A 25,080-nucleotide genomic window follows, 5' to 3' on the forward strand; every position below is an offset into this window, starting at 1 on the left:
TTTTTTATTTTTTTAACTTTTATTATCTATTCCACGACAATTTTCTTAGTTACTTTTCTAGCACCATCTTCAATCGTTACTAAATAAATTCCAGCTTGTGCATTAGTTAACTCAATTGCTTCATTCACTAAACCATTTACCTGAACTTGTTTATTCAAGATTAATCTTCCTCTCATGTCATAAACATTTACAGCAACTTTATTTGAAATAGCTGTTAACTGTAGATTGAATGAGCCATTGTTAGGATTTGGATATAATACAAAATCATTAGTATCAAAAGAACTGGCATTCATTGCAGACTCAATGCCAAACGAAATTGACCATTCATCATATTCTCCACAAGTTTGCGCTACAAAAGGAGTTCCATTAACAGACAATGAAAAATATCCACCTCCCCCAGTGTATCCTTCATCGTCCAAATCAGATTGACAAATCAAACCGTCACCATAAGAATCATAAATAGTAAAGGTATAGCATTCTGACGCTAACGTAATCGTTTGCTGATCTAAATTATCTGTTATTAAAACTGAACCAATTCCTGTTCCTTCACTGTAAGGACCTCCTGAAGCGACAATTGTCCCTAAAGAATTTGTCAATTCCCAAGTTACCTCTGTACCATAATAATCTGGCTGTACCGCAATAGTAATTGAATCCGTATCTAAATATGAATTTACAATAACTGTTTCCGAATCACTATCGTTGGACGTATCATTATCCGTTACCCCGTTAACACTAGTCAAACTAACTGTAAAAGTATTACTTCCTAAAGCAAAACTTACAGTAGGTAAAATAATATCAACTGAACTTCCTGTAGCTAAAGAACCTGACCAAGTGTATGTTCCTAATGTAGTTCCGTTTAAAGCATAAGCAATAGTTGCTGATGTTAAGACAGTTGTATCTCCTGCATTTTTAAGAGTCACTACAGGGGCTGTAGATGTAGCACAATCAACAAGATCTAATGTAGTAATAGATAATTTACCATCAAAACCATAAACTGTAGCATTACATACTGTTGAAGATGCTAATGTAACTCTTCTCGGTGAATTTGCCATTACAGCAGTCATTCTAGCAACTTGATCTGCTGTAAAAGTATTCATACAAGCGTCATTAGTGTAATCCATGTAATTTTCAATCATATCATTACCTGTATCATCGGGACATGAATCAATAGTTACGCAATCATAATTAGCGTCAGATGCTGCTGGTGTATCGGGACAATAATCTTGATTACTATCTGTGGTATTAACTGAACAACTAGTATTATCACCCCATATATGACGTAATCCTAACCAATGACCTGCCTCGTGCGTTAACGTTCTTCCCATACCGTATATACCTCCATTTGGGTTTGGAGTAGCAATTGAACCAATTGAATAATATGCTACCACTACACCATCCGTTGTATCTGTACCAAAATAGTCTGTCAATCCTCCTAATCCAGATGCTGTTGGAAAAGTTGCATATCCTAAAACACCTCCACTAATATTAACGGACCAAACATTAAAATAGCTATATGGATCCCAAATAGTATTTGGCTTAATAGTACCATTAATATATGTTTGAGTAACAGTACTTCCTCCATAAGTGGTTACTCTGTCAATTCCAGGTTCTGAAAGCACATTCCCATCAGGGTCAACCGCCGCCAAACAAAACTCAATATAAGCATCTGCCGCCGCAGAAAAAGGACTTCCTGCTAAATTTCTATAATCTATATTTAACTGATCTATTTGCGCTTGAATATAACTAGCATCAACATTTGTATTTCCAGAACCACTTGTAATTACGTGAAACACGACAGGTATCGTAATTACTGTAGTTGCTGCAGATTTATTATTAGTCTTTTTCTGTTTTTCAAGCTCAATTTTTGGAGCTAACCATTCTTCGAAAGCTTGATTCATTTGATCAACCTTACGTTGACCAAACTTGGCAACAACTGCTTCTACACTTGCACATCTTACAACATCATTGGGATTTGCTTGTCTTGATTGTTCAATTAACGTATTAAATGTTTTCTGCTCTTTCTTCAAAAGTTTCTTTTCCTGAGCCATTATGCCAGATGCCATCAAAAGCACCCCTACATAAAGTAAAGTTTTTTTCATAAATTATATTGTTTTTAATGATTTGGCGAACAAGCAAATATAACAAAACAGTAGCGTTTTACAAAAAATTAACATTTTTTTTATTTTTAATTCATTTCTCATAAAAAATAATTTCCTTTAATTTCAATAAATAAACAGAAATAGTATTTTTGTTAAAAATTCCGTTTTGAAAATAATACAAAACATTTCCAATTATAAATCTTCTCCCAAAAAAACAATTTTAACTTTAGGGACTTTTGATGGCGTTCATGTTGGGCACAAATCCATCATAGACAAAATCGTTGAAGAAGGAAGAAAAAGAAATCTTGAAAGTACTGTCTTAACATTTTTCCCTCACCCCAGAATGGTTTTACAGCAAGACGATTCCCTTCGTTTATTAAACACTATTGACGAAAAAGCCGAATTGTTAGAAAAACTAGGTTTAGACACTTTAATCGTTCATCCTTTTAGTCAGGAATTCTCTAGATTAACCGCTGAAGAATTCGTTAAGGATGTTTTGGTAGAACAATTAAACATTGGAAAAATAATTATTGGACATGATCATCGTTTTGGAAGAAATCGTACAGCAACCATTGATGATTTAGCCGAGTTTGGGAAAGAATATGGTTTTGAAGTCGAACAAATTCCTGCTGAAGTAATAGACAACAATTCTGTTAGTTCTACTAAAATTAGGAAAGCATTGGAAAACGGAGAAATTGAATTAGCCAATTCCTACTTAGGCTACCCTTACTTTTTAACCGGAACAGTAATAGAAGGCAAACAATTAGGCCGTAAACTTAATTTCCCTACAGCTAACTTGAAAATTGATGAAAGTTACAAACTTATTCCAAAAATAGGTGTCTATGTTGTGGAAGCCAAAATTGAAAATGCTATTTACAAAGGAATGATGAGCATCGGATATAATCCAACTGTAACTGAAAGTAAAGAAATAAACATTGAAGTTAATCTTTTCGATTTCGATCAGATCATTTACGGAAAAGAAGTCCGCGTATATTTACTTGACCGAATTCGCGATGAAGAAAAGTTTGATTCCGTTGAAATTTTAAAAAGACAACTGGAAAAAGACAAAGAATACAGTTTACATTTTTTTTCGCAACAAAATTAATACATGCTCAAATCTACCCTTTTCAAAGCTGTTGACTCTGCTCCTCTTATTATCTTTAGGATAATTTTAGGTTTTCTGCTAGCTGCAGAAAGTTTCGGTGCAATTGCAACAGGCTGGGTAAAAAGCACATTGATTGAGCCTGATTTCACGTTTTCATTCATCGGTTTAGAATGGCTACAACCCTTATCGGGAAGCGGAATGTATTTCTACTTTTTTGCTATGGGACTTATGGGTATAGCTATTATGTTAGGTTTTCGCTATAAAATCAGTATGATTCTTTATACTATTTTATGGAGTGGGGTTTATTTTATGCAAAAAACATCATACAACAACCATTATTATTTACTGTTATTAATTTGTTTTATCATGATTTTTCTTCCGGCAAACCAAGAAAAATCTCTAGATATAAAGCTGAAGTACAAAGCAATAAAGCAAACCATGCCTAATTGGATTCGGTTGGTTTTTATGATAATGGTTGGCATTGTTTACACTTATGCAGCCATCGCAAAATTTTACCCCGATTGGCTTGACGGAACTTATACCAGAAACTTATTGGCAACTGCTCCAATTTTTGATTTTATCCCAAGAGATAGTTTTTTAGGAACTTTATTCAAACAGAAATGGTTTTATTTATTCATTGCCTATGCCGGAATTTTTTATGACTTATTTATAGTTCCTCTGCTTCTTTTTAAACGAACACGAACTATTGCTTTATTAAGTTCATTGGTTTTCCATCTTTTCAACTCTATTACTTTACAAATTGGCATTTTCCCTTATTTTGCATTGAGCTTTGCTTTGTTTTTTTATCCTCCGGAACGAATTCGAAAATTGTTTTTAAGGAATACCAAAAAGGAAGAAATCAATCCGACTTTGGATTACCAAAACCAAAGAATTTTCTATTATTTATTTATTCCTTTCTTAATTATCCAGCTTTTATTACCATTACGTCATTATTTTATTGAAGGAAATGTGTTTTGGACTGAGGAGGGACATCGATTAAGCTGGCGTATGATGCTTAGAAACAGAAGTGGTTTTATTACGTTTAAAGTCATAAATAACGCAACAAAAGCTTCTGAAATTTATGATTATAGAAAAAAACTTTCTCCTAAACAAGCCCATGCATTAACTACTAAACCTGATTTTATCTGGCAGTTCTGCCAACGCATAAAAGCGGATTACCCTAATCAGGATATTAGTATTTATATCGATTGTAAAAACGCCATCAATAACGGAAAGTATCTTACTTTAATTGATCCTAATTATGATATGGCTAAAGCGCAATGGGATTATTTTTTCCATAACAAATGGATTGTTCTTCACCCTGCCAATAAAGTTTTCTTAAAACCCTAAAAAAAATCATAACACTTTAATAACTTTGCAGTCTAATTTTTTGATAGATTATGAGCGAGCTTCAATTAACTCCAATTGAACGTGTAAAGAATATCTCAAAAGAAGATTTTTACAATAATTACTTTAAAAAGCAGAAGCCGGTAGTTATAGAAGGACTTACCCATGATTGGCCGGCATACCAAAAGTGGAATTTAAATTATATTAAAGAGGTTGCAGGAGATAAAGTAGTTCCTTTATATGATGACCGTCCTGTTTCGCATGAAGATGGTTTCAATGAAGCTCATGCTAAAATGAAAATGGCCGATTATGTAGATTTATTACAATCAAAACCGACTAATTATCGCATCTTCTTATATAATTTAATGAAAGAAGTTCCACAATTACAAAATGATTTCAAATGGCCTGATATCGGTTTACGCTTGGTAAAACAATTGCCGATGTTGTTTTTTGGCGGAGAAAATTCCAAAGTGTTTATGCATTTTGACATCGATTATTCTAACATTTTGCATTTTCACTTCTACGGAGAAAAACAATGTATTTTATTTGATCCGGAACAAACACCTTTTTTATACAAGGTTCCTCATTCGTTGATTTCAAGAGAAGATATTGACTTTGATAATCCGGATTTTGAAAAATTTCCGGCTCTTAAAAAAGCTAGAGGTTTAATCTGTCATTTAAAACATGGTGATGTTTTGTACATGCCTGAAGGTTATTGGCATTACATGAAATACTTAACACCTGGTTTTTCTATGAGTTTAAGAGCATTTCCTAGCAAACCTTCTAATTTACTCAAGGCTGCTTACAATGTTTTCATCATGCGTCATTATGATAATTTTATGCGTAAGAGGAAAGGTCAGGCTTGGATTGATTACAAGAATCAAAAAGCCATTATTGATACCAATCAACATTTATAGTTTAAAAGTTATTTTAATCCATAAAAAAAGCGCTTTGAAGACATCTTCAAAGCGCTTTTTCAATTCAATTACTAATTTTATTTATTCATTTCCGTAAAATATTTATAAAACAACGGAATGGTTTCAATTCCTTTTAAATAATTGAACACTCCAAAATGCTCATTAGGGGAGTGAATAGCATCACTATCCAATCCAAAGCCCATCATAATGGTTTTACTTTTCAATTCTTTTTCAAACAAAGCTACAATAGGGATACTTCCTCCTGAACGAACCGGAATAGGCAACACCCCGAAAGAATCGGTATAGGCTTTTGAAGCTGCTTGGTAACCAATAGAATCAATTGGCGTAACATATCCTTGACCACCATGATGCGGCGTAACTTTTACTTTAACTGCCTTTGGAGCAATACTTTCAAAATGTTTAGTAAACAAGGCTGTTATTTCTTCCCAATCTTGATTCGGAACCAAACGCATTGAAATTTTTGCATAGGCTTTGCTGGCAATAACTGTTTTGGCTCCTTCACCCGTATAACCACCCCAAATTCCATTTACATCTAAAGTAGGACGAATAGAATTGCGTTCATTGGTCACATAGCCCGCTTCACCATACACGTCTTCAATATCCAATGCTTTTTTATACTTTTCTAATGAAAAAGGCGCTTTTGCCATTTCAGCACGCTCTTCAGTTGATAATTCTTCTACTTTGTCATAAAACCCCGGAATGGTAATATGATTGTTTTCATCATGAAGTGAAGCTATCATTTTTGCTAAAACATTAATAGGATTCGCTACTGCTCCACCATATAATCCGGAATGCAAATCACGGTTTGGTCCGGTTACTTCTACTTCAACATAACTTAACCCGCGTAAACCTGTTGTAATGGAAGGTTGCGTATTAGAGATCATTCCTGTATCAGAAATCAAAATAACATCATTCGCTAGTTTTTCATGGTTTCGTTCTACAAACCAACCCAAACTTTTAGAGCCTACTTCTTCTTCACCTTCAATCATGAACTTCACATTACATGGCAAGCAATTGTTTTTCATCATATACTCAAATGCTTTCACATGCATATACATTTGTCCTTTGTCATCGCAAGCGCCACGTGCAAAAATGGCTCCTTCCGGATGAATTTCCGTAGGCTTAATAACGGGTTCAAAAGGAGGTGATGTCCAAAGTTCCACAGGATCCGGCGGTTGCACATCGTAATGTCCATACACTAGAACTGTTGGTAAATTTTTATCGATGATTTTTTCTCCATAAACAATTGGATAACCTGGAGTTTCACAAAGTTCTACGACATCGCATCCGGCTTCTTCTAATCTTCTTTTCACTTCTTCAGCTGTAGTAATTACATCATGCGCATACGCACTGTCAGCACTAACAGAAGGTATTTTCAATAAGTCAATTAATTCGTTTAAAAAACGCTCTTTATTTTCCTGAACGTATTGTTGTATATTTTCCATTCTTAGATTTTGAATAGCATCAAAAGTACAAAATTGTTTCAATAGTCTATTCTTAAAAAATGTTATAAATCAGAATATTTATCTTTAAAACACAAAAAATCAAACCTTTAAACATAAAAAAAGCGACAGTTTCCCGTCGCTTTTCATTTTCTTTATTTTTAAATTAGAAAATTACTTTTCTAACTATTCTTTCATTGTTTTCTAACACAATTTCAACAATCAACGTTTGATTTGATTTTGTAATTCCATCCACTTGAAGCGAAGTAGAATTCACTGGCCTATTAAACAACAACTGCCCTAATACATTATGAATAGTAACTTTTTGAATAGCTAAAACCGGTGAACTAATATTTAAGGTTTCAGCAGACGCAATAATAATATTACTTTCATTTGTTAACACTTCATCAATACTTAAAGTATTGGTATTTGCTGTATAACGAAGAATAAATCTCGTATTGTCTTCTTCTACAGTTGCATAAAAACTATAAGGAGCCTGACGCAAATCATGAATAACATTTAATTTCGTATCTTCTAAATAAATGTCTTGACCATTTTGGAATAATCCATCTAAAGCAGCAATAGCAATACTATACGTTCCGTTTGCCGGAGCATAATATCCCATTTGAACTTTATCTTTAGCATCAAACGGTACTGTTCTACCTTGAATTGTCATTTTATCTTGGTCAATGATAGAATAGATTCTCATATTTGTTTTAACAGCTGTAACGGCATCATACATTCTGTCTTTAGCCTCAGTAGCTCCTGTTACATATCCGACTAATGTTCTATCTGAAACATTATTCGAGTTAATGATATCTAACCAAATTCTATTTTTCTCTATTCCGTTTACAACATGACCATTCGTATTAGTAATTGCCTGACGGTAAAATTGACTGTTGTCATATGCTTTACTTCTCAAAGCGTTATTGAATGTCACATTACCAGAAGCAGCAGTCCCGTCTAACATGTTTACTAAAAATGATTGACCTCCGCCAATATAACCACCAAAACCTGCTGGTCCACTAACTGTTCCTGTTCCATTATGAGTAATATAATCATTGGGAGTATAATTCGCCACAAATGTTCCATAGAAAGGATTAGGAATCGCCGTTGAAGGCTGTGTAGCATGTGTCCACAAACGAACAGCTCCTTCAATATTCGTATTTGCCAATAAGAAATCCTCTGCACTAATAGCTGATGGGTATGGATTCCCAACTAAATTCCAGTTATCATCAAAACGTGTAATTGTAGTTCCGTTTGTACCTGCATAATCAGCTCCTTGGTATGAGCCTCTGGCAATCGTTGGTGAAATTACACCATTGCGAGGAACACCTGTAAAAGTTTTGCTTAATACATTACGCATAATAAAACCTACTCCGGCAGTCATTGAAGATCCTCCGGCAGCTACCCAATTTCCTAAGCCTCCATTAGTATTTGCAATTGTCGGATTCCAATTATAAACATATCCATTCGGAGCGTTTACTCCATCTACAGGAGAAGACCAATATACATAATCTAAAGAAGTTCCTGTCGTAATTCTTTCATAAGAGATATTGCCTGTATTTACCGCTAAATCATTAATTTGAACTAACGAACCATCATTATAAACTCTTAAAGTACCATTTACAGTGACTTCATTTTGAATATTAAAATATGCTCCAGCTGTTACTTCGGCAAGGAAGCCTGTATTAACTGTTAAATTACATGCATCAATATTTCCATGAGATGCTGTATTATAATCGCCATTAATAATTGCTGCTTTTGTTAAATCAGGTACTCCATTTGACCAAGCTGTTCCATCCCAAATAGTAGCTCCGTCTTTGATAATTGCTGCTTCAGTAGCTGTAAAACAAGTTACTGTATTTTCTCTTATTTGGCAATAATACTGATAATTATTTAATCCGCTAGTTGAAGAAATATTTAAAGCAGTTGAAGTAGCTCCACTATAAACACCACCATCACTTAAAGCTGTCCAACCTGCATTCCCCGATACATTTACATACCATTGATACACTAAACCTGCTCCTCCGGCAACACCTTCAGATCCGGCTACAGTCAATGTCGCTGAAGTTGAAGAACAACTGGTATTTACATCTACTGGATTTAATGTCACAGTAGGACTCTCCCCATTACTAACCGGAACAACCAATCCTGCGCTTGGTTCACAAACTCCAGCACCTAGAGGTGTGATACTCCAATCAGCGGCTACATAAGTAGTCCTTGCACTAAGTGAACCTGTATTTCTAACCATATAATATCCAGGACTAGGAGCATACGTATGAACATCATCAATTACAACTGTCCCAGCGGCATTTCTTAATTGAATACCATCATCCTCATTAAAACCACCACTAATCGTACCGTTTGTCGCAGCAGGACCGCAAGTAGCTGTCGAAACTTTTATCACTCCTAATGCTCCGGAAGCAATTGTTCCTGTTAAACTAGCATAAACAATCTCATTTCCATCACCATAATTACTAGTTCTCCAAATACTATAATCTACCATATTAACTGTTGCAGCAGTACCATTATAAAAAGTTATAAATCCTCCAGAACCTGTATATTCATCATGAATATCATAGATAATCAAATCTGTCGTAGTAGCGATTCCTTCACATGATGAATTGTCTTTAGTTATTACAGTAAATGAGGAATAGGACAAATTGCATCCACCTGTATCATATATGGTAATATTACCTGTAGTAGCACCTGTAGGAACTACCACCTCAATAACTGTATTAGACACTACTGTAAAACTTGCAGCAACAGATCCGAAAGAAACTGATGTAGCAGTAGTGAATCCAGAACCATTAATAGTCACAACAGTCCCCACAGGACCTGAAGTAGGCATTATTGAACTCACCGAGGTTGTAGACACACAAGCATTGATTACTTCTATTGTATAATCTTCAGTTGAACCCCATGAAAAAGTACCACAAGGAGATATAGAAGCAGCCGATCCACTCTCTTCTTGAACTATTCTCATTCTATAAAAACCTAACGGCTGAGCGGCTGGAACATTTATTGTGAAATTTTCAATAACATTTCCAGAAGAAACAGCTACATTAGCTGTACCTATAGTTTCATTAGCGTCATCAAAATCACCGTCGTTATTCCAATCAATCCAAACCCCTCCGGCTCCATCATACTGAGAGCCATTATTACAATCTCCAAACTCAACAGTTAACGTATAAGAACTTCCAACTGCTAAGTCAGCACTCATTGCTGTATAATCATTTACTCCTGTTGTACAAAAATCTGTAGTATTATTGTTAATAGAATTATTTTCTCCATTCAAGACCACATTCTCAATTTCAGAATCTCCAGTACTTGTTGATCCAGAAGCACAATATGCTATAATAGGTGTACAACTTACACTTACTCCGCTACTCCATAATAAACCATTACGTGTAAATACTTTATAATAATAAGTTGTGCCATTAGTTAAACCTGTTATGGTAACACTAGTTCCTGTACCTTTATATGCTGTATACCCCCCATCAAATGAAGCTCCCGATGTAAATGTTGTACTAGCAGTATATGCCCCTCCATTTCCTGTTGGAACAGCCGTAGTAAAAGGTGTATCACTAACAAAGACAAGCACATTATCATAACATCCGGCAGGTGCAGTCCAACTAACCGTTGCTTGTTGATTTTCGCAACTTGATGTTGCAAGTCCTGTTACATTATTAGGAGTAGAACCTATAATAGTGTGCGTTCCGCTTGCAAAAGCTGTTCCTGATTTATTACCTGAAACAAAAGTTAAGTCGGCAGTTGTTATTGCACTAACTGTTATATCGTTTGCAACAGTTGCCGCACAAGGAATATCTGTTGTAATAAAGAAATACCCAGTAGTACCACTATTAATAATTCTTGTAAAACCTGTAAATGTATGTGAACCTGCACCTAAACCTGTAGTTTCGCTATCTAGAAAAGTATCTGTAGTACTATCGAAAGTAGCATCTGTAGAATACCATAATTTAAAATTTGTAATATTAGACGCTGCATAACTTCCTGTAGTATTAAAAACTACATTATTCAATGTAGCATTTGCAGAAGAAACCGCTAAATCAAAAGCATAAATAACATGATTATTTTCCGCTTGTGTTATAGAACTTGCAGCAACAGCAGGATTATTTGAATGTAAAACAATATCTGCTAATGTTATTGGCCCACAGTAAATCTCAACATTACCAATGTGAACTCTTTTATTTGCTACTGTTGAAAAAACTAAAGTAGGATTTGCAGAAACTGAAGCAAATGTTAACTCCACCCAATCAAAACCTGCCGATGGGACATTTGTTATATTTTGTGTTTGACCGTCTAAAGTTACCGTGACTGAAGTTTCTGTTGCACTCCACCCTTTAGCTCTAAAACGTAAAGTTACGGGACCAGCAGCTACACCTGTCGCCGTTGTTGTAATACTACCAGCTGATGAACCTGATGCTAAACGAATAGTATTTGTTGGTATTCCACCCGAATCAACATCTCCAACAGAGGTAGAACCTGATGTCGAAAAAGTTGGTGCATTTGCTGAATAACAAGGACCAGAAGTTATTGTAATTACTAAAGTTTCCGAATCAGAACCATAGGTATTAGTAGCGCTAATAGTAACATTGTAGGTACCTGCCACAGCAACAGAACCTGTGATTTGTCCTGTAGTTGTATTTATTGACAAACCAGCGGGCAAACCTGATGCACTATAACTTGTTGGTGCATTAGTAGCCGTAATATCATAAGTAAAAGCAGCTCCTGTATTTGCTGAAGCTGTCAATGAACTTGTAATTATTGGCGGATTAGGAGTACTCGCCACCCCTTCAAGCTTAACATCATCAATAAAATAATATTCTCCAGAATCAAGCCCAACCGATCTAAATCTTACAGCAATTTGAACCTCGCCTGAATCAATACTTGTCGGATATGGATTTGAAGGAACTGTTGTTGGGTCTAAAGCATTTGTTGTATTAATATTTATATTTGCATTACTAAATCCATCAACCAATTTAACACTACCTGTTCCATTCCATGTTAAACCATTGTCGTAAGAAATATCCATAAATAAATCTTCTCCAGAATCTGCTCCTACAGAAGCAAAAGCAACTGAAAGAACAACACTAGTATACGAAGAAATATCTACATTAGAAAAAGTAATAGTAGTAGTTCCGCCTATCTGAAGAGATCTTGCTCCATTATGCTTATTTGCAGTTGTGACAACAGTTCCTCCACCTGAATAGCCCCACGTTGGAGTTGCAGGTGTAGATTCGAAGTCTTGGATAGCAATAGTAGCCTGCCCCCAAGAAAGAGCAGAAAAAAATACCGTTAAGAGTAGTAATTTTAATTTCATACCTTTTTTTTTACTAATTTGGTTTTTTCGATAAATAGCTTAGCTTTAAGAAAAGCTCGCAAATTTATACAAAAATATTTGAGAATCAGTCCTTTTGTTAAAAAAAGGCTTTAATAAATTGTTAAGGAATTGGAACCAAAGTCCGGAAAAACGCTTTCTTTTTCAGAAATCACTTCCAAAATGGAATACTATTGTTCCTATCAAGACCGTTGCCACAAAGAGATTGCGGAGAAATTGAAAACGTTTTCGCTAATACCCGAAGCACAGGAAAAAATTTTACTTCATTTAATAGAACACAACTTCATCAACGAGGAACGTTTTGCTAAAAGTTTTGCTCGCGGTAAGCATCGTTATAAAAATTGGGGACGAATTCGCATCACTAATGAACTTAAATTTCGGGATATTTCTTCCCGATTGATTCAGGAAGCTCTGGCTGAAATTTCGGATGAGGAATATGATACTAACTTCAACACTTTGGCGGAAAAACATTGGAACTCTATTAAGGAACAAAACAGTCAAAAGAAACGTAAAAAATTTGTGGACTATTTATTGTACCGCGGTTATGAGAGTTTTTTAGTGTTTGATAAGCTGAATGAGTTAGAGAAAAGAAAAATAGAATAGAGAGGAAAGAATATAGACAATAGAAAATAGAGGTTCTCGACTCCGCTCGAACTGACAGTTTCACTTTACTCGAACTGACCAATAGTAGTAAAAGAACCTAAAAACAAGTTCAGGTTGACAAAGATGTTACTATCTTTGCAGTAAAATTGAACGTATGTTAGAAGATAAAAATCAGGCTAAAACCAGTATTGGTTCGTTAGGCGAATTTGGATTGATTGATTATTTGACTAAAAATATTGCCATAACACAAGAGTCTACCGTAAAAAGTATTGGCGACGATGCAGCGGTTTTGGATTTTGCAGCCAAAAAAGCGGTTATTTCTACTGATTTATTAGTAGAAGGCGTTCACTTTGATTTGGCCTACATGCCGTTGAAACATTTGGGTTACAAGGCAGTTGTAGCTAATGTTTCTGATATTTGCGCCATGAATGCTACACCTACTCAGATTACAGTTTCATTGGCACTTTCTAACCGTTTTCCTTTAGAAGCCGTTGAAGAATTATACGAAGGAATTAAGTTGGCAGCTAAAATATACGATGTAGATATCATTGGCGGCGACACGACTTCGTCTCAAAAAGGATTAATCATCAGCATTACCGCTATTGGTCAAGCGAATTCGGAAGATCTTGTGTATCGAAATGGTGCTAAACCTAATGATTTACTCGTGGTTACCGGAGATGTTGGTGCTGCTTATATGGGGTTACAGGTTTTAGAACGTGAAAAGCAAGTTTTTTTGGTTAACCCAAATAACCAACCTGATTTAGATGCTTATACCTATTTAATTGAACGCCAATTGAAACCGGAAGCTCGAAAAGATGTCAAGGAACTTTTAGAAAAATTGGAGATCAAACCTACTTCAATGATTGATATTTCGGATGGTTTATCTTCTGAAATTTTGCATTTGTGCAAACAAAGTAATGTAGGCTGTAATTTGTTTGAAGAGAAAATTCCGGGCGATCCGCAATTGATTAATGTTTGTGAAGAATTCAATTTGGACATCACAACTATCGCTTTAAACGGTGGTGAAGATTACGAATTGCTGTTCACCATAAAAATGGAAGATTTCGATAAAATTAAACACAATCCCAACTTTACGGTTATTGGTCACATGACCGAGGCGAAAGAAGGTGCTCACTTAATTACGCGTGCCAATACTAAAATTGCATTAAAAGCACGTGGCTGGAATGCTTTGGAAACCACTAACGATTAATCTAAAGAATTGGTATTGATATAGGCTAAGAATTGCGGTTTGTATTGTTCAGAAACCGTAATTCTTTGTTTATTGATTATAATTTGTCCGCGTTCAATGACCTCAACATTTGGTAACGAAACAATGAACGAGCGGTGGACTCTCATAAACTTATCGGAAGGCAATACTTCTTCTAAACTTTTCAGGCTCATTAGTGTTAAAATAGGTTTCGGATTGTCTTTCAACCAAATTTTTACATAGTCTTTTAATCCTTCAATATATAAAATATCGTCAAACGCTATTTTTAGTTGTTTGTATTCTGATTTGACGTAGAAAAAAGAATTTTCTTTGATGTTTTCTTTCTTTTGATTCCAAAGCGCAAACCATTCTTTGGCTTTGTTGGCTGCGGTTAAAAATTCGGAATAGTTAAATGGTTTTAAAAGATAATCTAAGGCATCGGCTTTAAAACCGTCAATCGCGTATTGATTAAAAGCTGTGGTAAAAATTATTCGAGTTGATTTTGGAATCATTTTGGCGAATTCCAAACCGGTTAAATCAGGCATTTGAATATCAAGAAAAATAAGGTCTACATGATTTTTTTCAACATATTCCATGGCTTCAATAGCGTTGTTACATTTTTTTTCTAATTGTAGAAATGATGTTTTTAATACATATCGTTCTACCAGATCAGAAGCCATAGGCTCATCATCTACAATTAAGCATTTTAGTTTTGTTTCTTCCATCATTAAACCGGATTAAGCTTATTCAAATTTACGAAAAAAAGCCACCTCATATATTCAAGGTGACCTTTTCGCAAATGAAAAAATTAAATTAAACGTATCTACTATAAATAATGCTTGTTCTTCAAAAAACTGTCGCCGTTATATTTTTTGAATTCGTGGCTTTTATAATATATTCTATTACTCTTCTTTACCTTGAGTTTTTTTTGTTTTTACTTCTTTTACTTTTTCTTGCCCTTTATTTTCTAATTTTTTGCCTTCACTTTTTTTCTTTTCTTCCCATTTTTTGTACTGGTCTTCATTTAAGATTTTTTTCATTTCAGCATCGAAATTATCTGTTTTAGGTTTAGCGTCTTTCTTAGCATCCAATGTTTTTTTCGCTTTCTCTTTTGTCTCAGAAGTTGCTTTATCTCCTTTTTCTTTACCCGCTTTCATTTCAGCTTCTCTTTTTTCGTAAAGCGCTTTTACTTTCTTTTGTTGTTCAGCCGATAATTTTAAGTCGGTTGCCATTTGTTTTGTTTGTTCATCAGCAGACATCATTTTTTCCTGACGTGCTTCTTTTTTCTCTTGTGTACTCTTCTCTTGTGCAGTTCCTACCATCCCGGCAAGCAATACTGCTAAAAAAAACAATTTTCTCATATTTATAGTAATTTAAAATATTCTTCTAGTTTCCTAAATCTAGCACTAATATTGCCGTGAAATAATCGGCATTGTTTTCAAGTGTGAATTCGTGGTTATTTGCATACAAAAGTGCCAATCTTCTTTTCAAATTTTCTAATCCTATTCCTGAACCGCTGGTATCACTTTGGGTTTTAGGAAAATTTCTATTTTTACTTTTAAAGATCAGTTTATTGTTCTCTATTTTCATTTCGAAATCAATTTCCGAGTTTTCATTGGCTGCCACTCCATGTTTAAATGCATTTTCTATCAAGGAAATAAACAAAAAGGGAGCTATTTTTATATCTGCCATTATCTCCGGAAAAGAATAATTCACTTTTACATTTTGATTAAACCGAAGTTTCATTAATTCAATATAGTTTTTCATAAATGAAATTTCCTGATTAAGACTTACTTCTTGTAATTCGGTTTCATATAAAAAATAGCGCATCAGTTTGCTTAAACTATGAATGGCATCTTTTGCTTTTTCAGGTGAAACATCAACTAATGCATAAATATTATTTAACGAATTAAAAAAGAAATGCGGTTGCAACTGATATTTCAAATGCTTTAACTCGGATTGCAACTGCTGGTTTTGAGCTTCTTTTTGCAAAGCTTCTGTTTTTATCCATTTTTCTGTAGTTTTTAGTGCAACTGAAAAAACTATCGGAACAGTAAATGCTATAAAATCTACATAATAGAACAATCTTTTTGGTGGCGGTGCTGGCTGATTTTGTGTTGGTCTTACCATAAACAGCGATTTAAATTCGCTACTTAACCACAAAAACAATACAACCAGAGTAATATTAATGATTACGAAATAGAATGTCTTTTTAGAAAACAGAAAACGTTCAATGAAAATGAAATAATTCAGGTAAAATAGAACGATGTAAAAGCATAATGGAATCCACGAATGAACCATTACTTTTCTAAGCATTTCCGTTTGTCCTGTAGACAACAAATAGGGAAATGTAAAGAGTAATAACCATACTAAAAGATGGAATACTAAAATGCTGATTTTGTTCTTTGTTAAGTTCATCTTATTCTTGTTTTATTCGTATCGTAATGCATTGATCGGATCTAGGGTGGCGGCCTTACGAGCAGGATACCATCCAAAAAAGATTCCGGTTACAGCACACACTACAAAAGAAATTATCACTGACATACTTGTAACCGATGTAGGCCAATTTAGCACATTTTCAATAAACAAAGTGGATATCAATCCTAAAAAAACTCCGATTAAACCTCCGGTTATACTAATCATCATCGCTTCTATAAGAAACTGAATTAAAATATCTTTTTCTTGAGCACCAACAGCCATCCTTAAACCGATTTCTCTAGTTCTTTCTTTTACGGAAACGTACATAATGTTCATAATCCCTATTCCTCCTACAAGCAACGAAATACTGGCAATAGCCACTAAAAGAACGGTCAACATTTCGCTTGTTGAACTAAATGTAGAAATTAATTCTTCCATAGAGAACACATTAAAATCATCATCCTGACCTTCGCTGATCTTATGTTGTTTTCTCAATATTTCAGAAATCTCTTCTACTGCTTTGGGTGCATCGGTTTCGCTTTTTGCTGATGCCACTACTGACTGTAAATAATCAATAGCTAATATTCTCTTTTGAACGGCAGTATAAGGCGCCAGAATTACATCGTCTTGATCTTGTCCAAAGGTATTTTCACCTTTTTTCTCTAATACACCAATAACCTTTAACGGAATGTTGTTGTATCGAATCATTTTACCTATCGGATCTTCGCCACTGGCAAAAAGATTTTTTACAATTGTTTGTCCAATTACGGCAACTTTTGCAGCAGAATTTACTTCGTCTTCAGTAAAAAGACTTCCCGAACTGAGTTCCCAAACTTTAATTTTTAAATATTCGGGAGAAACGCCATAAATAGTTGTCGGCCAGTTGTTTGATCCGTTGATTGCCTGACCGTTTCCATTAACCAAAGGAGAGATGGCTGTAATATTTTGAGCATTGCTCTTAAGAACATTAAAATCGCTCATGTTTAAAGACTGCATTTCACTAGGATCCATCCGAACACCACCTCGCATATCTGCTCCGGGGCGAATGGTTATCATATTTGAACCCATACTGGAAATTTGCGCTTTAATGCTCTCTTTTGAGCCTTCTCCTATGGCTAACATGGCAATAACAGAACCTACTCCTATAATGATTCCTAACATCGTTAGGAAAGTTCTAACTTTATTCAGCACAATTGCTTTCCAAGCTATCTTAAATAAATTTAAAAATCTCATTCTTCTTCTCCATTTTTAAGTTCAGCCAACGCTTTTTCAGCCGATTGAACATTTTGATTGATTTCATCTTTTATCAAGTGACCGTCTTTAAACACTATAGTTCTTGAACTGAATGCAGCTATATCGGGCTCATGTGTCACAAAAACTATCGTTTTCCCTTGTTGATTTAATTTTTGGAACAATGCCATAATTTCATAAGAAGTTCTTGTGTCCAAATTCCCTGTTGCTTCATCGGCCAAAATAACCACCGGATTGTTGACCAACGCTCTGGCAATTGCAACTCTTTGCTGCTGACCTCCTGATATTTGTGCCGGTGTGTGGTACAATCTACTGGAAAGTCCCACAAGAGTTAATGCTTCAATAGCTCTTTCATTTCGTTCTTCAGAAGTTACTGTATTGTTATAAAATAAAGGTAACTCTACATTTTCCACTGATGTTGTTCTAGGTAATAGATTATAAGATTGAAAAATGAATCCTATTTTTTCGTTTCGTATACTTGCCAATTGATTCTTGCTTAGCTCCTCAATCGATACGCCATCAATTTCATATTTTCCTGAAGTAGGTTGATCTAAACATCCCAATACATTCAACATGGTACTTTTTCCTGATCCACTGGATCCCATGATGGTGACAAATTCTCCTTGTTTAATGGTAAAAGAAATTCCTTTTAATGCGTGTACAATTTCATCACCCATCTTAAAAGTCCGTTTCAGGTCTTCTATTTTTATGATTACTTTATCTTTTTCCATGATTTATTTCTTTTTTCCGGGAGGTTTTGGCATAAAAGGACTTTCGGCTGTACTTCCTTCGGCCTGAGCCTCAGCTTTTGAAACCTCTTTTAAATTAAACAGAACTTTTTCTCCTTCTAGTAGTCCATTTGTGACTTGTACGTTTACTCCATCACTAGCTCCTAATTGCACTTTTTTAGATACAATTTGATTTCCTTCTAAAACCCAAACTGTTTTTTCACCACTTTTATTAGAACTGTCTTCTATTGGTTCTTCAATTCCCTTTTGAATATTGTATTGTTCTAAAACTGCAGCATCCGGTGAAAAATTAACAGCTTTTGCTTCAACTGTTAATATATCTTTTAATTCTAATGTATAAATAGACACAGTAGCCGTAAGTCCCGGTTTCAGTTTTAAATCAGGATTATTAGCTTTAATCACCACTGTATAAGTCACTACATTTGAACTTGTAGTTGGGTTTAAGCGTACTTGGGTTACTTCACCTGTAAACTCTTCTCCTTGATAAGCATCAACCGTAAAGGTTACGCGTTGTCCTTTCTTTACTTCTCCTATATCTGCTTCATCAACATCAGCCTCTACTTGCATTTCTTTCAAATCTTTAGCAATGGTAAATAAGGTTGGTGTGCTATAACTAGCGGCAACTGTTTGTCCTTCATCTACATCTCTTGATAATACTACACCATCAATTGGCGAATAGATATTAGCATAGCTAAGATTGGTTTGTGCTTTTTGTAAATCGGATAGTTTTTGAACTGTTGCACTTTTTGCTGTATTGTAATTGTATAGTGCTTCATCATAATCTGAACGACTGATTACACTATTGTCGTACAATGTTTTTTGTCTTTTGTAGATCGTCTGCAAATAATTTTGTTCGTTTAATGCACTGTCGTACGAAGCCTTTGCCTGAACTAAAGCAGCCTGAAGATTCGTTTTATCTAATTCGGCTATCAACTGTCCTTCTTTTACTTCGCTATTGTAATCTACATAAATTTTCTCTACAACACCCGAAACTTGTGTTCCTACTTCTACTTGAGTTATGGGCTCAATAGTTCCTGTAGCTGTTACAGTTGTAGTAACACTTCCTTTTTTAGCCTCAATGGTTTCTGCCTTTATTTCTACTTTTTCTTTACCCATAAAAGAGAAATATGCAATTACCACTATCAGTAATGTTGCGACTAATATCCCTATCTTTTTCATTGTCTTACTATTCATGATGTCTTAAAGTTTAATTTCGTTAGTTTGGTAAAACTGTAATAATTGTGTATATAGAATACTTAAATACTTTGCCTGATAATAGTTTTGTTCGGCTGTAGTATATGTATTTTGACTTACTATTAAATCAGCAGTACTTAATGCATTTAATTCATGTTTCTTTTGAGCTAGCAAAAAGGATTCTTTAGCTGCTTCTCTTGCTGCCACCGCCTGATCTACTTGTTCTAATGATGCTTTAGCACTTTGCCAAGCTGTTTCTATCTTTTTATAGAGTTCTTTTTGTGTAGTTTGGTATTCTATTTTGGATTTCTCTATACTGATCTTAGCATTAGCAACTTGCGCTTTGTTTTGATACTTACTGAAAATAGGGATTGATAAGGACAGCCCTACCCTTTGGTTAAAATTAAAGTCTAACTGATCCGGAAAAGTTAAATTTTGTGTACTAGTATAACCGGATCCTAAACTTCCCGATAAGCTAAGTGTAGGTAAAAAACCTCCTTTTGCAATAGAAAGATCTTTTTCAGAAATATCAATTCCCATTTTTGATGCTTCTACTTCCGGCATTTGACCTAAAGCCATTTGATATACTTCATTTTTATCAGGCAATCGGTTTACTAATAAATCATTATTAATCTCTGCTATACTAAACTCGTCTTCGGGTTGTAATTCCAACAATTGTTTTAGCGTCAGCAATTGTAGATCATACGTATTCTGTGCTGAAATAAGACTGTATTTGTTAGTAGCTACTTGAGAAATTGCATCCGTATAATCTTTTTTAGCAACTGTTCCGGCTTCAAATCTCGCTTTCGAAACTTCTAATTGTTTTTCAGAAGATTCCAAATTCATTTCTGCCACATTTACACCTTCTTTACTATATAAAGCTTGCAAATATGCTTCTACCACACTTAAAACTACATTATTCTCAGCTTCTTTAACATAAAGTGAATTTTGGTCTACTTGTAATTTATTTTGCTGAATCTGATTTGTCAACTGACTTCCTTGATATAATGTCATAGATGTACTTACTCCCAGACTTGTAGAATGTATTTGTTGTGCTACATAATCACTCGTAATAGGGTCAATTGTATTACCATTAGAAAGAGTTTGTGAAGCGCTTGCACTTAAACTAGGCCATTTGGCAAATTTTGACTGTGTGTAATTTACTGTTGCAGATTCTTGATTTAATTCAGCAGTTTTTATCGTTAGGTTTTTATCCTTAGCATACTGAATACAATCTTGCAATGTCCATCCATTTTTCTTATCCGTAGTTTGCGATTGAACTATTGTGGAAAAGAAAAAAAGTAGTAATATTTTTTTTAAAGTATTCATCCTTCTTAAATTTTTATTCAAAGTTATAGTGGATGAAACAGCTATAGAAATACAATAGACTAATGACTTGTTTTACTATACCAATTCGTCTTTTTTATCGACAAAAAAAGCCCCGCATGATGCGAGGCTCTTCATAAAAATTGAACTAATTGCTTATTTTTGTTTAGCAAATTCTAGGTTAACAGCTATATTTACTTCTTTAGCTACAGCTTGTCCGGTTGGATCATAAGCCACGCCAAAATCAAAACGATTGATTGTTGTTGTTGCTTGGAAACCTACTTTTTGATTACCAAAACCGTCATTGTCAATTTTACCACCATACACCAAATCAAAGGTTACTGATTTTGTTACGTTTTTGATTGTCAAGTCGCCTACTAAACGGTATTGATCTTTTTTAACTTTTTTAATAGACGTTTGTTTGAAAGTGATTTTTCCAAATTGAGCCGCATCAAAGAAATCAGCTGATTTTAAGTGGCCATCACGGGCTTCAACTCCTGTATTGATTGAATTAACATCGATAGAAAAATCAAATTTAGCAGTCATTACGTCTTCCCCTGTCATTTTTAAAGTTCCTTGATATTGATCAAATTTACCTTCTACAAAAGAGATCCCTAAGTGTTTGATAGAAAACGTTAAAAATGAGTGCGCGGGATCAACATTCCAAGTTTGTGTTTGTGCATTAGCAGTCATAGCAAAAGTAAAAGCTATAACTAGTGTCATTAATTTTTTCATAATTTCTTTTTTAAATTTGATACAAAGTTCAGCAGAATGACAACAAAAACACTTCACCTATGTTAATAAAAAAAGCCGATACTAAAATTATCGGCTTTTCAATATTATGACATTATTTAGTTACATTTTCATCAACCAATTACGCATCGAAACTTCATTGTTGATTATTTCTCTCAATTCGGAAATAGCCACACGTTGTTGCTCCATTGAATCTCTGTGACGAATAGTAACCGTTTTATCTTCTAAAGTTTGGTGATCTACTGTAATACAGAAAGGCGTTCCTAAAGCATCTTGTCTTCTGTAACGACGTCCTACTGCGTCTTTTTCATCGTAAGCTACATTGAAATCCCATTTTAAATCTTCAACAATTTCTCTTGCTAATTCTGGTAAACCATCTTTTTTAACCAATGGTAAAATAGCCGCTTTTGTTGGCGCTAAAACAGAAGGTAAACGAAGAACTGTTCGTGTTGAACCGTCTTCTAAGGTTTCTTCTTGCAACGATTTTGAGAAAACCGCTAAAAACATACGATCTAAACCTACTGATGTTTCTACTACGTAAGGCACATAGTTTCTGTTTTCTTCCGTATCGAAATATTGTAATTTTTTACCTGAATATTTTTCGTGACTAGACAAATCAAAATCTGTACGCGAATGAATTCCTTCTAATTCTTTAAATCCGAATGGGAAGTCAAATTCAATATCAGCAGCAGCATTAGCATAGTGCGCTAATTTATCGTGGTCGTGGAAACGGTAGTTCTTTTCGCCTAAACCTAACGATTTATGCCATTTTAAACGCGTTTCTTTCCAGTATTCGTACCATTTCATTTCTTCTCCCGGTTTTACGAAAAACTGCATTTCCATTTGTTCAAATTCACGCATACGGAAAATGAATTGACGTGCTACAATTTCGTTACGGAATGCTTTTCCTGTTTGGGCAATACCAAAAGGAATCTTCATACGTCCTGTTTTTTGAACATTTAAGAAGTTTACGAAAATACCTTGAGCAGTTTCCGGACGCAAATACAAATCCATTGCAGAATCGGCAGAAGCTCCTAATTTGGTTCCGAACATTAAGTTGAACTGACGAACTTCTGTCCAATTAGCTGTTCCTGAAACCGGACAAACAATTCCTAAATCAATGATCAACTGACGGAATCCTTCTAAGTCGTTTTCTTCTTGAACACGAGTTAACTCAACTGTAATTTCATCTATTTGTTGTTGACGACGAACCACATTAGGATTGGTTTCTCTAAATTGTTTTTCGTCAAAAGCTTCGCCAAATTTAGCTTGTGCTTTATCGACATCTTTCTGGATTTTTTCGTTGATTTTTTCACGAAATTCTTCCACTAAAACATCAGCACGATATCTTTTTTTAGAATCTTTGTTGTCTACCATCGGGTCGTTGAAAGCATCTACGTGTCCCGATGCTTTCCAAGTGGTTGGATGCATAAAAATTGCAGCATCAATACCTACAATATTTTCGTGCATTTGAACCATGGATTTCCACCAATATTCACGAATATTTTTTTTCAATTCAACACCGTTTTGAGCATAATCATAAACTGCACTCAAACCGTCATAAATTTCGCTTGACGGAAAAATAAATCCGTACTCTTTTGCATGCGAAATTACATTCTTAAATAAATCGTCTTGTTTTGCCATACTGCAAAAGTAAAAATAGGAATGATATTTAGAAAAGTTTTTTAAGAAATATTAAAAACTTAATTATACTGGAAGGTTGTTGCGCCAATTTTTAGAAAATTATTGAAAATATTGATCTTATATGTTCCTTTTTCAATTTTATTTCTTTCTAAGGGAACATAAGCGCATACATCAGTATCTTTTTTGTTATAAAACGCTTCGACAAAACCACTATAATGTAGTTTAATATCGTTTTGTTCTACATACGTATTGTTAACAGAAATTGTTTCTCCATCCGGATTAACTACCTGAATATAAATTTTTTTAGTGCCGGGCATTACAAAATCGCTAGCCTCTAGGGTAAAACAAACTCTGATCTCCTGAATCTTACTCCGCTTGTTATCTTTATAAACATTAGATAAAATTTTAACTCCTCTTGCATTGACATTTACTGCATTTAGTCGATTGGGATCAATTCGCTCATCCGCTTTTTTAAAAGATTGTAATTTCTTTAAAATGTCTTTACTGTTTTGAACTTTTTTTTCTAATTCTATCAGATTTGATTCATCTTTAGTAATTCTTGTTTTAAGTACGTTAATTTGTTCTACAATACGATTACTGTCAATTTTATACTTCATAGGTTCAATGACCTTAGAAGTTGAAACTACTGTGATTACGTTTCCTTGTTCTAAAACATAATGTACTGAATCATATTTCTTAATCATTTCATCCAACTGGTTTTGAAGTAACTGACTTTCAATTGTAGCTTTACTACTCAACATTTTATATTTTTGGTAAACACTTAGATAACCAAAAGACGCAAAAACAGACAATACGCTAATAAGAAGCGTTAAGTATTTTAAATTGTTTACTGCTTTTGTAGGCATTTGTTGAAATTTTTTTATTAAATTAAGTGATTTTCAATGTGTTTCACTTTATTTATCGACAAAATGCTAAAAAATCTGTTAAAGTTAATTTTTCCGGATATCTGTACAGGTTGTAACGATCTGCTCATACTAAATGAAAAAGTTTTTTGTACTAAGTGCAAGCATAATTTGCCAAAAACTTTTCATCATATTAATCCGACTCAAAATGAATCAATCCAAAAATTTTATGGTATTTTACCCATAGAGTTTTGTTGTTCTTTTTTGTATTTCACTCATTATAATGAGGTAAAGAATCTAATACATCATTTGAAGTACAAAGGAAAAACTAATATTGGAACTGAATTAGCTCTTCTTTATTCAAGTGATATTTCAAAAATAATTTCTGAATTTAATGTTGATTGTATTGTTCCTGTTCCTTTGCACTCAAAACGATTACGAAAAAGAGGTTACAACCAAGTAGAAACCTTTGCTCAAACTTTAGCTAATCAATGTAATATTGAGTATAACAACAGTATTTTGGAACGAAAAGTTTATACTCAGACCCAAACTCATAAAAATAAACAAGACAGGCAACTGAATAAAAAAAATGTATTCGCCGTTAACTTTAGCAGTAAAGATGATGGGAAACACTATTTGATTATTGATGATGTGTTAACGACCGGAGCAACCCTTGAAGCATGTGGAAAAGCATTACTTGAAATTCCAAATAGCAAAATAAGTATTATTACCATGGCATATACCTTATCATAAATAAATTTAAAAATTTGGCATCA

At 34.2% G+C, this 25,080-nt stretch carries 19 protein-coding genes; 6 read left to right on the forward strand and 13 right to left on the reverse strand.

Features of this window, described 5'->3' with window-relative positions:
• Positions 1–26: 26 nt before the first annotated feature.
• On the reverse strand, positions 27–2,099 hold the full coding sequence (locus tag ACUSJC_RS05115) for a T9SS type A sorting domain-containing protein (RefSeq protein ID WP_449268476.1): 2,073 nt from the start codon (positions 2,097–2,099) through the stop codon (positions 27–29).
• Between the two features lie 166 nt (positions 2,100–2,265).
• Between ACUSJC_RS05115 and ACUSJC_RS05120 the strand changes: the two genes are divergently transcribed.
• The 3 genes from ACUSJC_RS05120 to ACUSJC_RS05130 are packed head-to-tail and all read left to right on the forward strand — an operon-like array spanning position 2,266 to position 5,468.
• Positions 2,266–3,204 carry a bifunctional riboflavin kinase/FAD synthetase gene (locus ACUSJC_RS05120; protein WP_449268477.1) on the forward strand — a complete coding sequence of 313 codons (939 nt, stop codon included), beginning with the start codon at positions 2,266–2,268 and terminating at the stop codon, positions 3,202–3,204.
• 3 nt (positions 3,205–3,207) lie between these two features.
• Positions 3,208–4,554 carry an HTTM domain-containing protein gene (locus tag ACUSJC_RS05125; RefSeq protein ID WP_449268478.1) on the forward strand — a complete coding sequence of 449 codons (1,347 nt, stop codon included), beginning with the start codon at positions 3,208–3,210 and terminating at the stop codon, positions 4,552–4,554.
• Between the two features lie 50 nt (positions 4,555–4,604).
• Positions 4,605–5,468 (forward strand): cupin-like domain-containing protein, encoded by an 864-nt coding sequence (locus tag ACUSJC_RS05130; RefSeq protein WP_449268479.1) that lies wholly within the window; start codon positions 4,605–4,607, stop codon positions 5,466–5,468.
• A 77-nt stretch (positions 5,469–5,545) separates the two neighbouring features.
• On the opposite strand, the gene ACUSJC_RS05135 is transcribed toward ACUSJC_RS05130, so the two are convergent.
• Positions 5,546–6,934 (reverse strand): dipeptidase, encoded by a 1,389-nt coding sequence (locus ACUSJC_RS05135; RefSeq protein WP_449268480.1) that lies wholly within the window; start codon positions 6,932–6,934, stop codon positions 5,546–5,548.
• 163 nt (positions 6,935–7,097) lie between these two features.
• Complete coding sequence (locus tag ACUSJC_RS05140) at positions 7,098–12,278, reverse strand: GEVED domain-containing protein (RefSeq protein WP_449268481.1); 5,181 nt, start codon at positions 12,276–12,278, stop codon at positions 7,098–7,100.
• A 129-nt stretch (positions 12,279–12,407) separates the two neighbouring features.
• Between ACUSJC_RS05140 and ACUSJC_RS05145 the strand changes: the two genes are divergently transcribed.
• Positions 12,408–12,899, forward strand: coding sequence for a regulatory protein RecX (locus tag ACUSJC_RS05145; RefSeq protein ID WP_449268482.1), 492 nt, complete (start codon positions 12,408–12,410; stop codon positions 12,897–12,899).
• A 154-nt stretch (positions 12,900–13,053) separates the two neighbouring features.
• A complete protein-coding gene (thiL, locus tag ACUSJC_RS05150) occupies positions 13,054–14,109 on the forward strand; it encodes a thiamine-phosphate kinase (protein WP_449268483.1) in 1,056 nt (351 codons plus the stop codon).
• Here the strand turns inward: thiL and ACUSJC_RS05155 are convergent.
• The 10 genes from ACUSJC_RS05155 to ACUSJC_RS05200 form a co-directional block, all read right to left on the reverse strand.
• Entirely contained in the window at positions 14,106–14,834 is a 729-nt protein-coding gene (locus ACUSJC_RS05155) for a LytR/AlgR family response regulator transcription factor (protein ID WP_449268484.1), read from the reverse strand. The two genes, thiL and ACUSJC_RS05155, sit on opposite strands and share 4 nt — an antisense overlap.
• Before the next feature lie 174 nt (positions 14,835–15,008).
• Positions 15,009–15,467: a hypothetical protein gene (locus tag ACUSJC_RS05160; protein WP_449268485.1), complete on the reverse strand. Its 459-nt coding sequence runs from the start codon at positions 15,465–15,467 to the stop codon at positions 15,009–15,011.
• Between the two features lie 25 nt (positions 15,468–15,492).
• Positions 15,493–16,524, reverse strand: a complete 1,032-nt coding sequence (locus tag ACUSJC_RS05165) for a sensor histidine kinase (protein WP_449268486.1) — start codon at positions 16,522–16,524, stop codon at positions 15,493–15,495.
• 12 nt (positions 16,525–16,536) lie between these two features.
• Positions 16,537–17,757 (reverse strand): ABC transporter permease, encoded by a 1,221-nt coding sequence (locus ACUSJC_RS05170; protein WP_449268487.1) that lies wholly within the window; start codon positions 17,755–17,757, stop codon positions 16,537–16,539.
• On the reverse strand, positions 17,754–18,506 hold the full coding sequence (locus ACUSJC_RS05175) for an ABC transporter ATP-binding protein (protein ID WP_449268488.1): 753 nt from the start codon (positions 18,504–18,506) through the stop codon (positions 17,754–17,756). The genes ACUSJC_RS05170 and ACUSJC_RS05175 overlap by 4 nt, the downstream gene beginning before the upstream one ends.
• A 3-nt stretch (positions 18,507–18,509) precedes the next feature.
• A complete protein-coding gene (locus ACUSJC_RS05180; RefSeq protein ID WP_449268489.1) occupies positions 18,510–19,718 on the reverse strand; it encodes an efflux RND transporter periplasmic adaptor subunit in 1,209 nt (402 codons plus the stop codon).
• 6 nt (positions 19,719–19,724) lie between these two features.
• The gene (locus ACUSJC_RS05185) at positions 19,725–21,047 is read right to left on the reverse strand and encodes a TolC family protein (protein ID WP_449268490.1); all 1,323 of its coding nucleotides are present in this window, start codon (positions 21,045–21,047) and stop codon (positions 19,725–19,727) included.
• 153 nt (positions 21,048–21,200) lie between these two features.
• The gene (locus tag ACUSJC_RS05190) at positions 21,201–21,779 is read right to left on the reverse strand and encodes a YceI family protein (protein WP_449268491.1); all 579 of its coding nucleotides are present in this window, start codon (positions 21,777–21,779) and stop codon (positions 21,201–21,203) included.
• 120 nt (positions 21,780–21,899) lie between these two features.
• A complete protein-coding gene (locus ACUSJC_RS05195) occupies positions 21,900–23,441 on the reverse strand; it encodes a glycine--tRNA ligase (protein ID WP_449268492.1) in 1,542 nt (513 codons plus the stop codon).
• 59 nt (positions 23,442–23,500) lie between these two features.
• Complete coding sequence (locus ACUSJC_RS05200) at positions 23,501–24,307, reverse strand: hypothetical protein (RefSeq protein WP_449268493.1); 807 nt, start codon at positions 24,305–24,307, stop codon at positions 23,501–23,503.
• A gap of 168 nt (positions 24,308–24,475) precedes the next feature.
• Here ACUSJC_RS05200 and ACUSJC_RS05205 point away from each other — a divergent pair, with 168 nt between their 5' ends.
• A complete protein-coding gene (locus ACUSJC_RS05205; RefSeq protein WP_449268494.1) occupies positions 24,476–25,057 on the forward strand; it encodes a ComF family protein in 582 nt (193 codons plus the stop codon).
• The last annotated feature ends 23 nt before the right edge of the window (positions 25,058–25,080 follow it).

The organism is Flavobacterium sp. U410 (genome assembly GCF_053570605.1).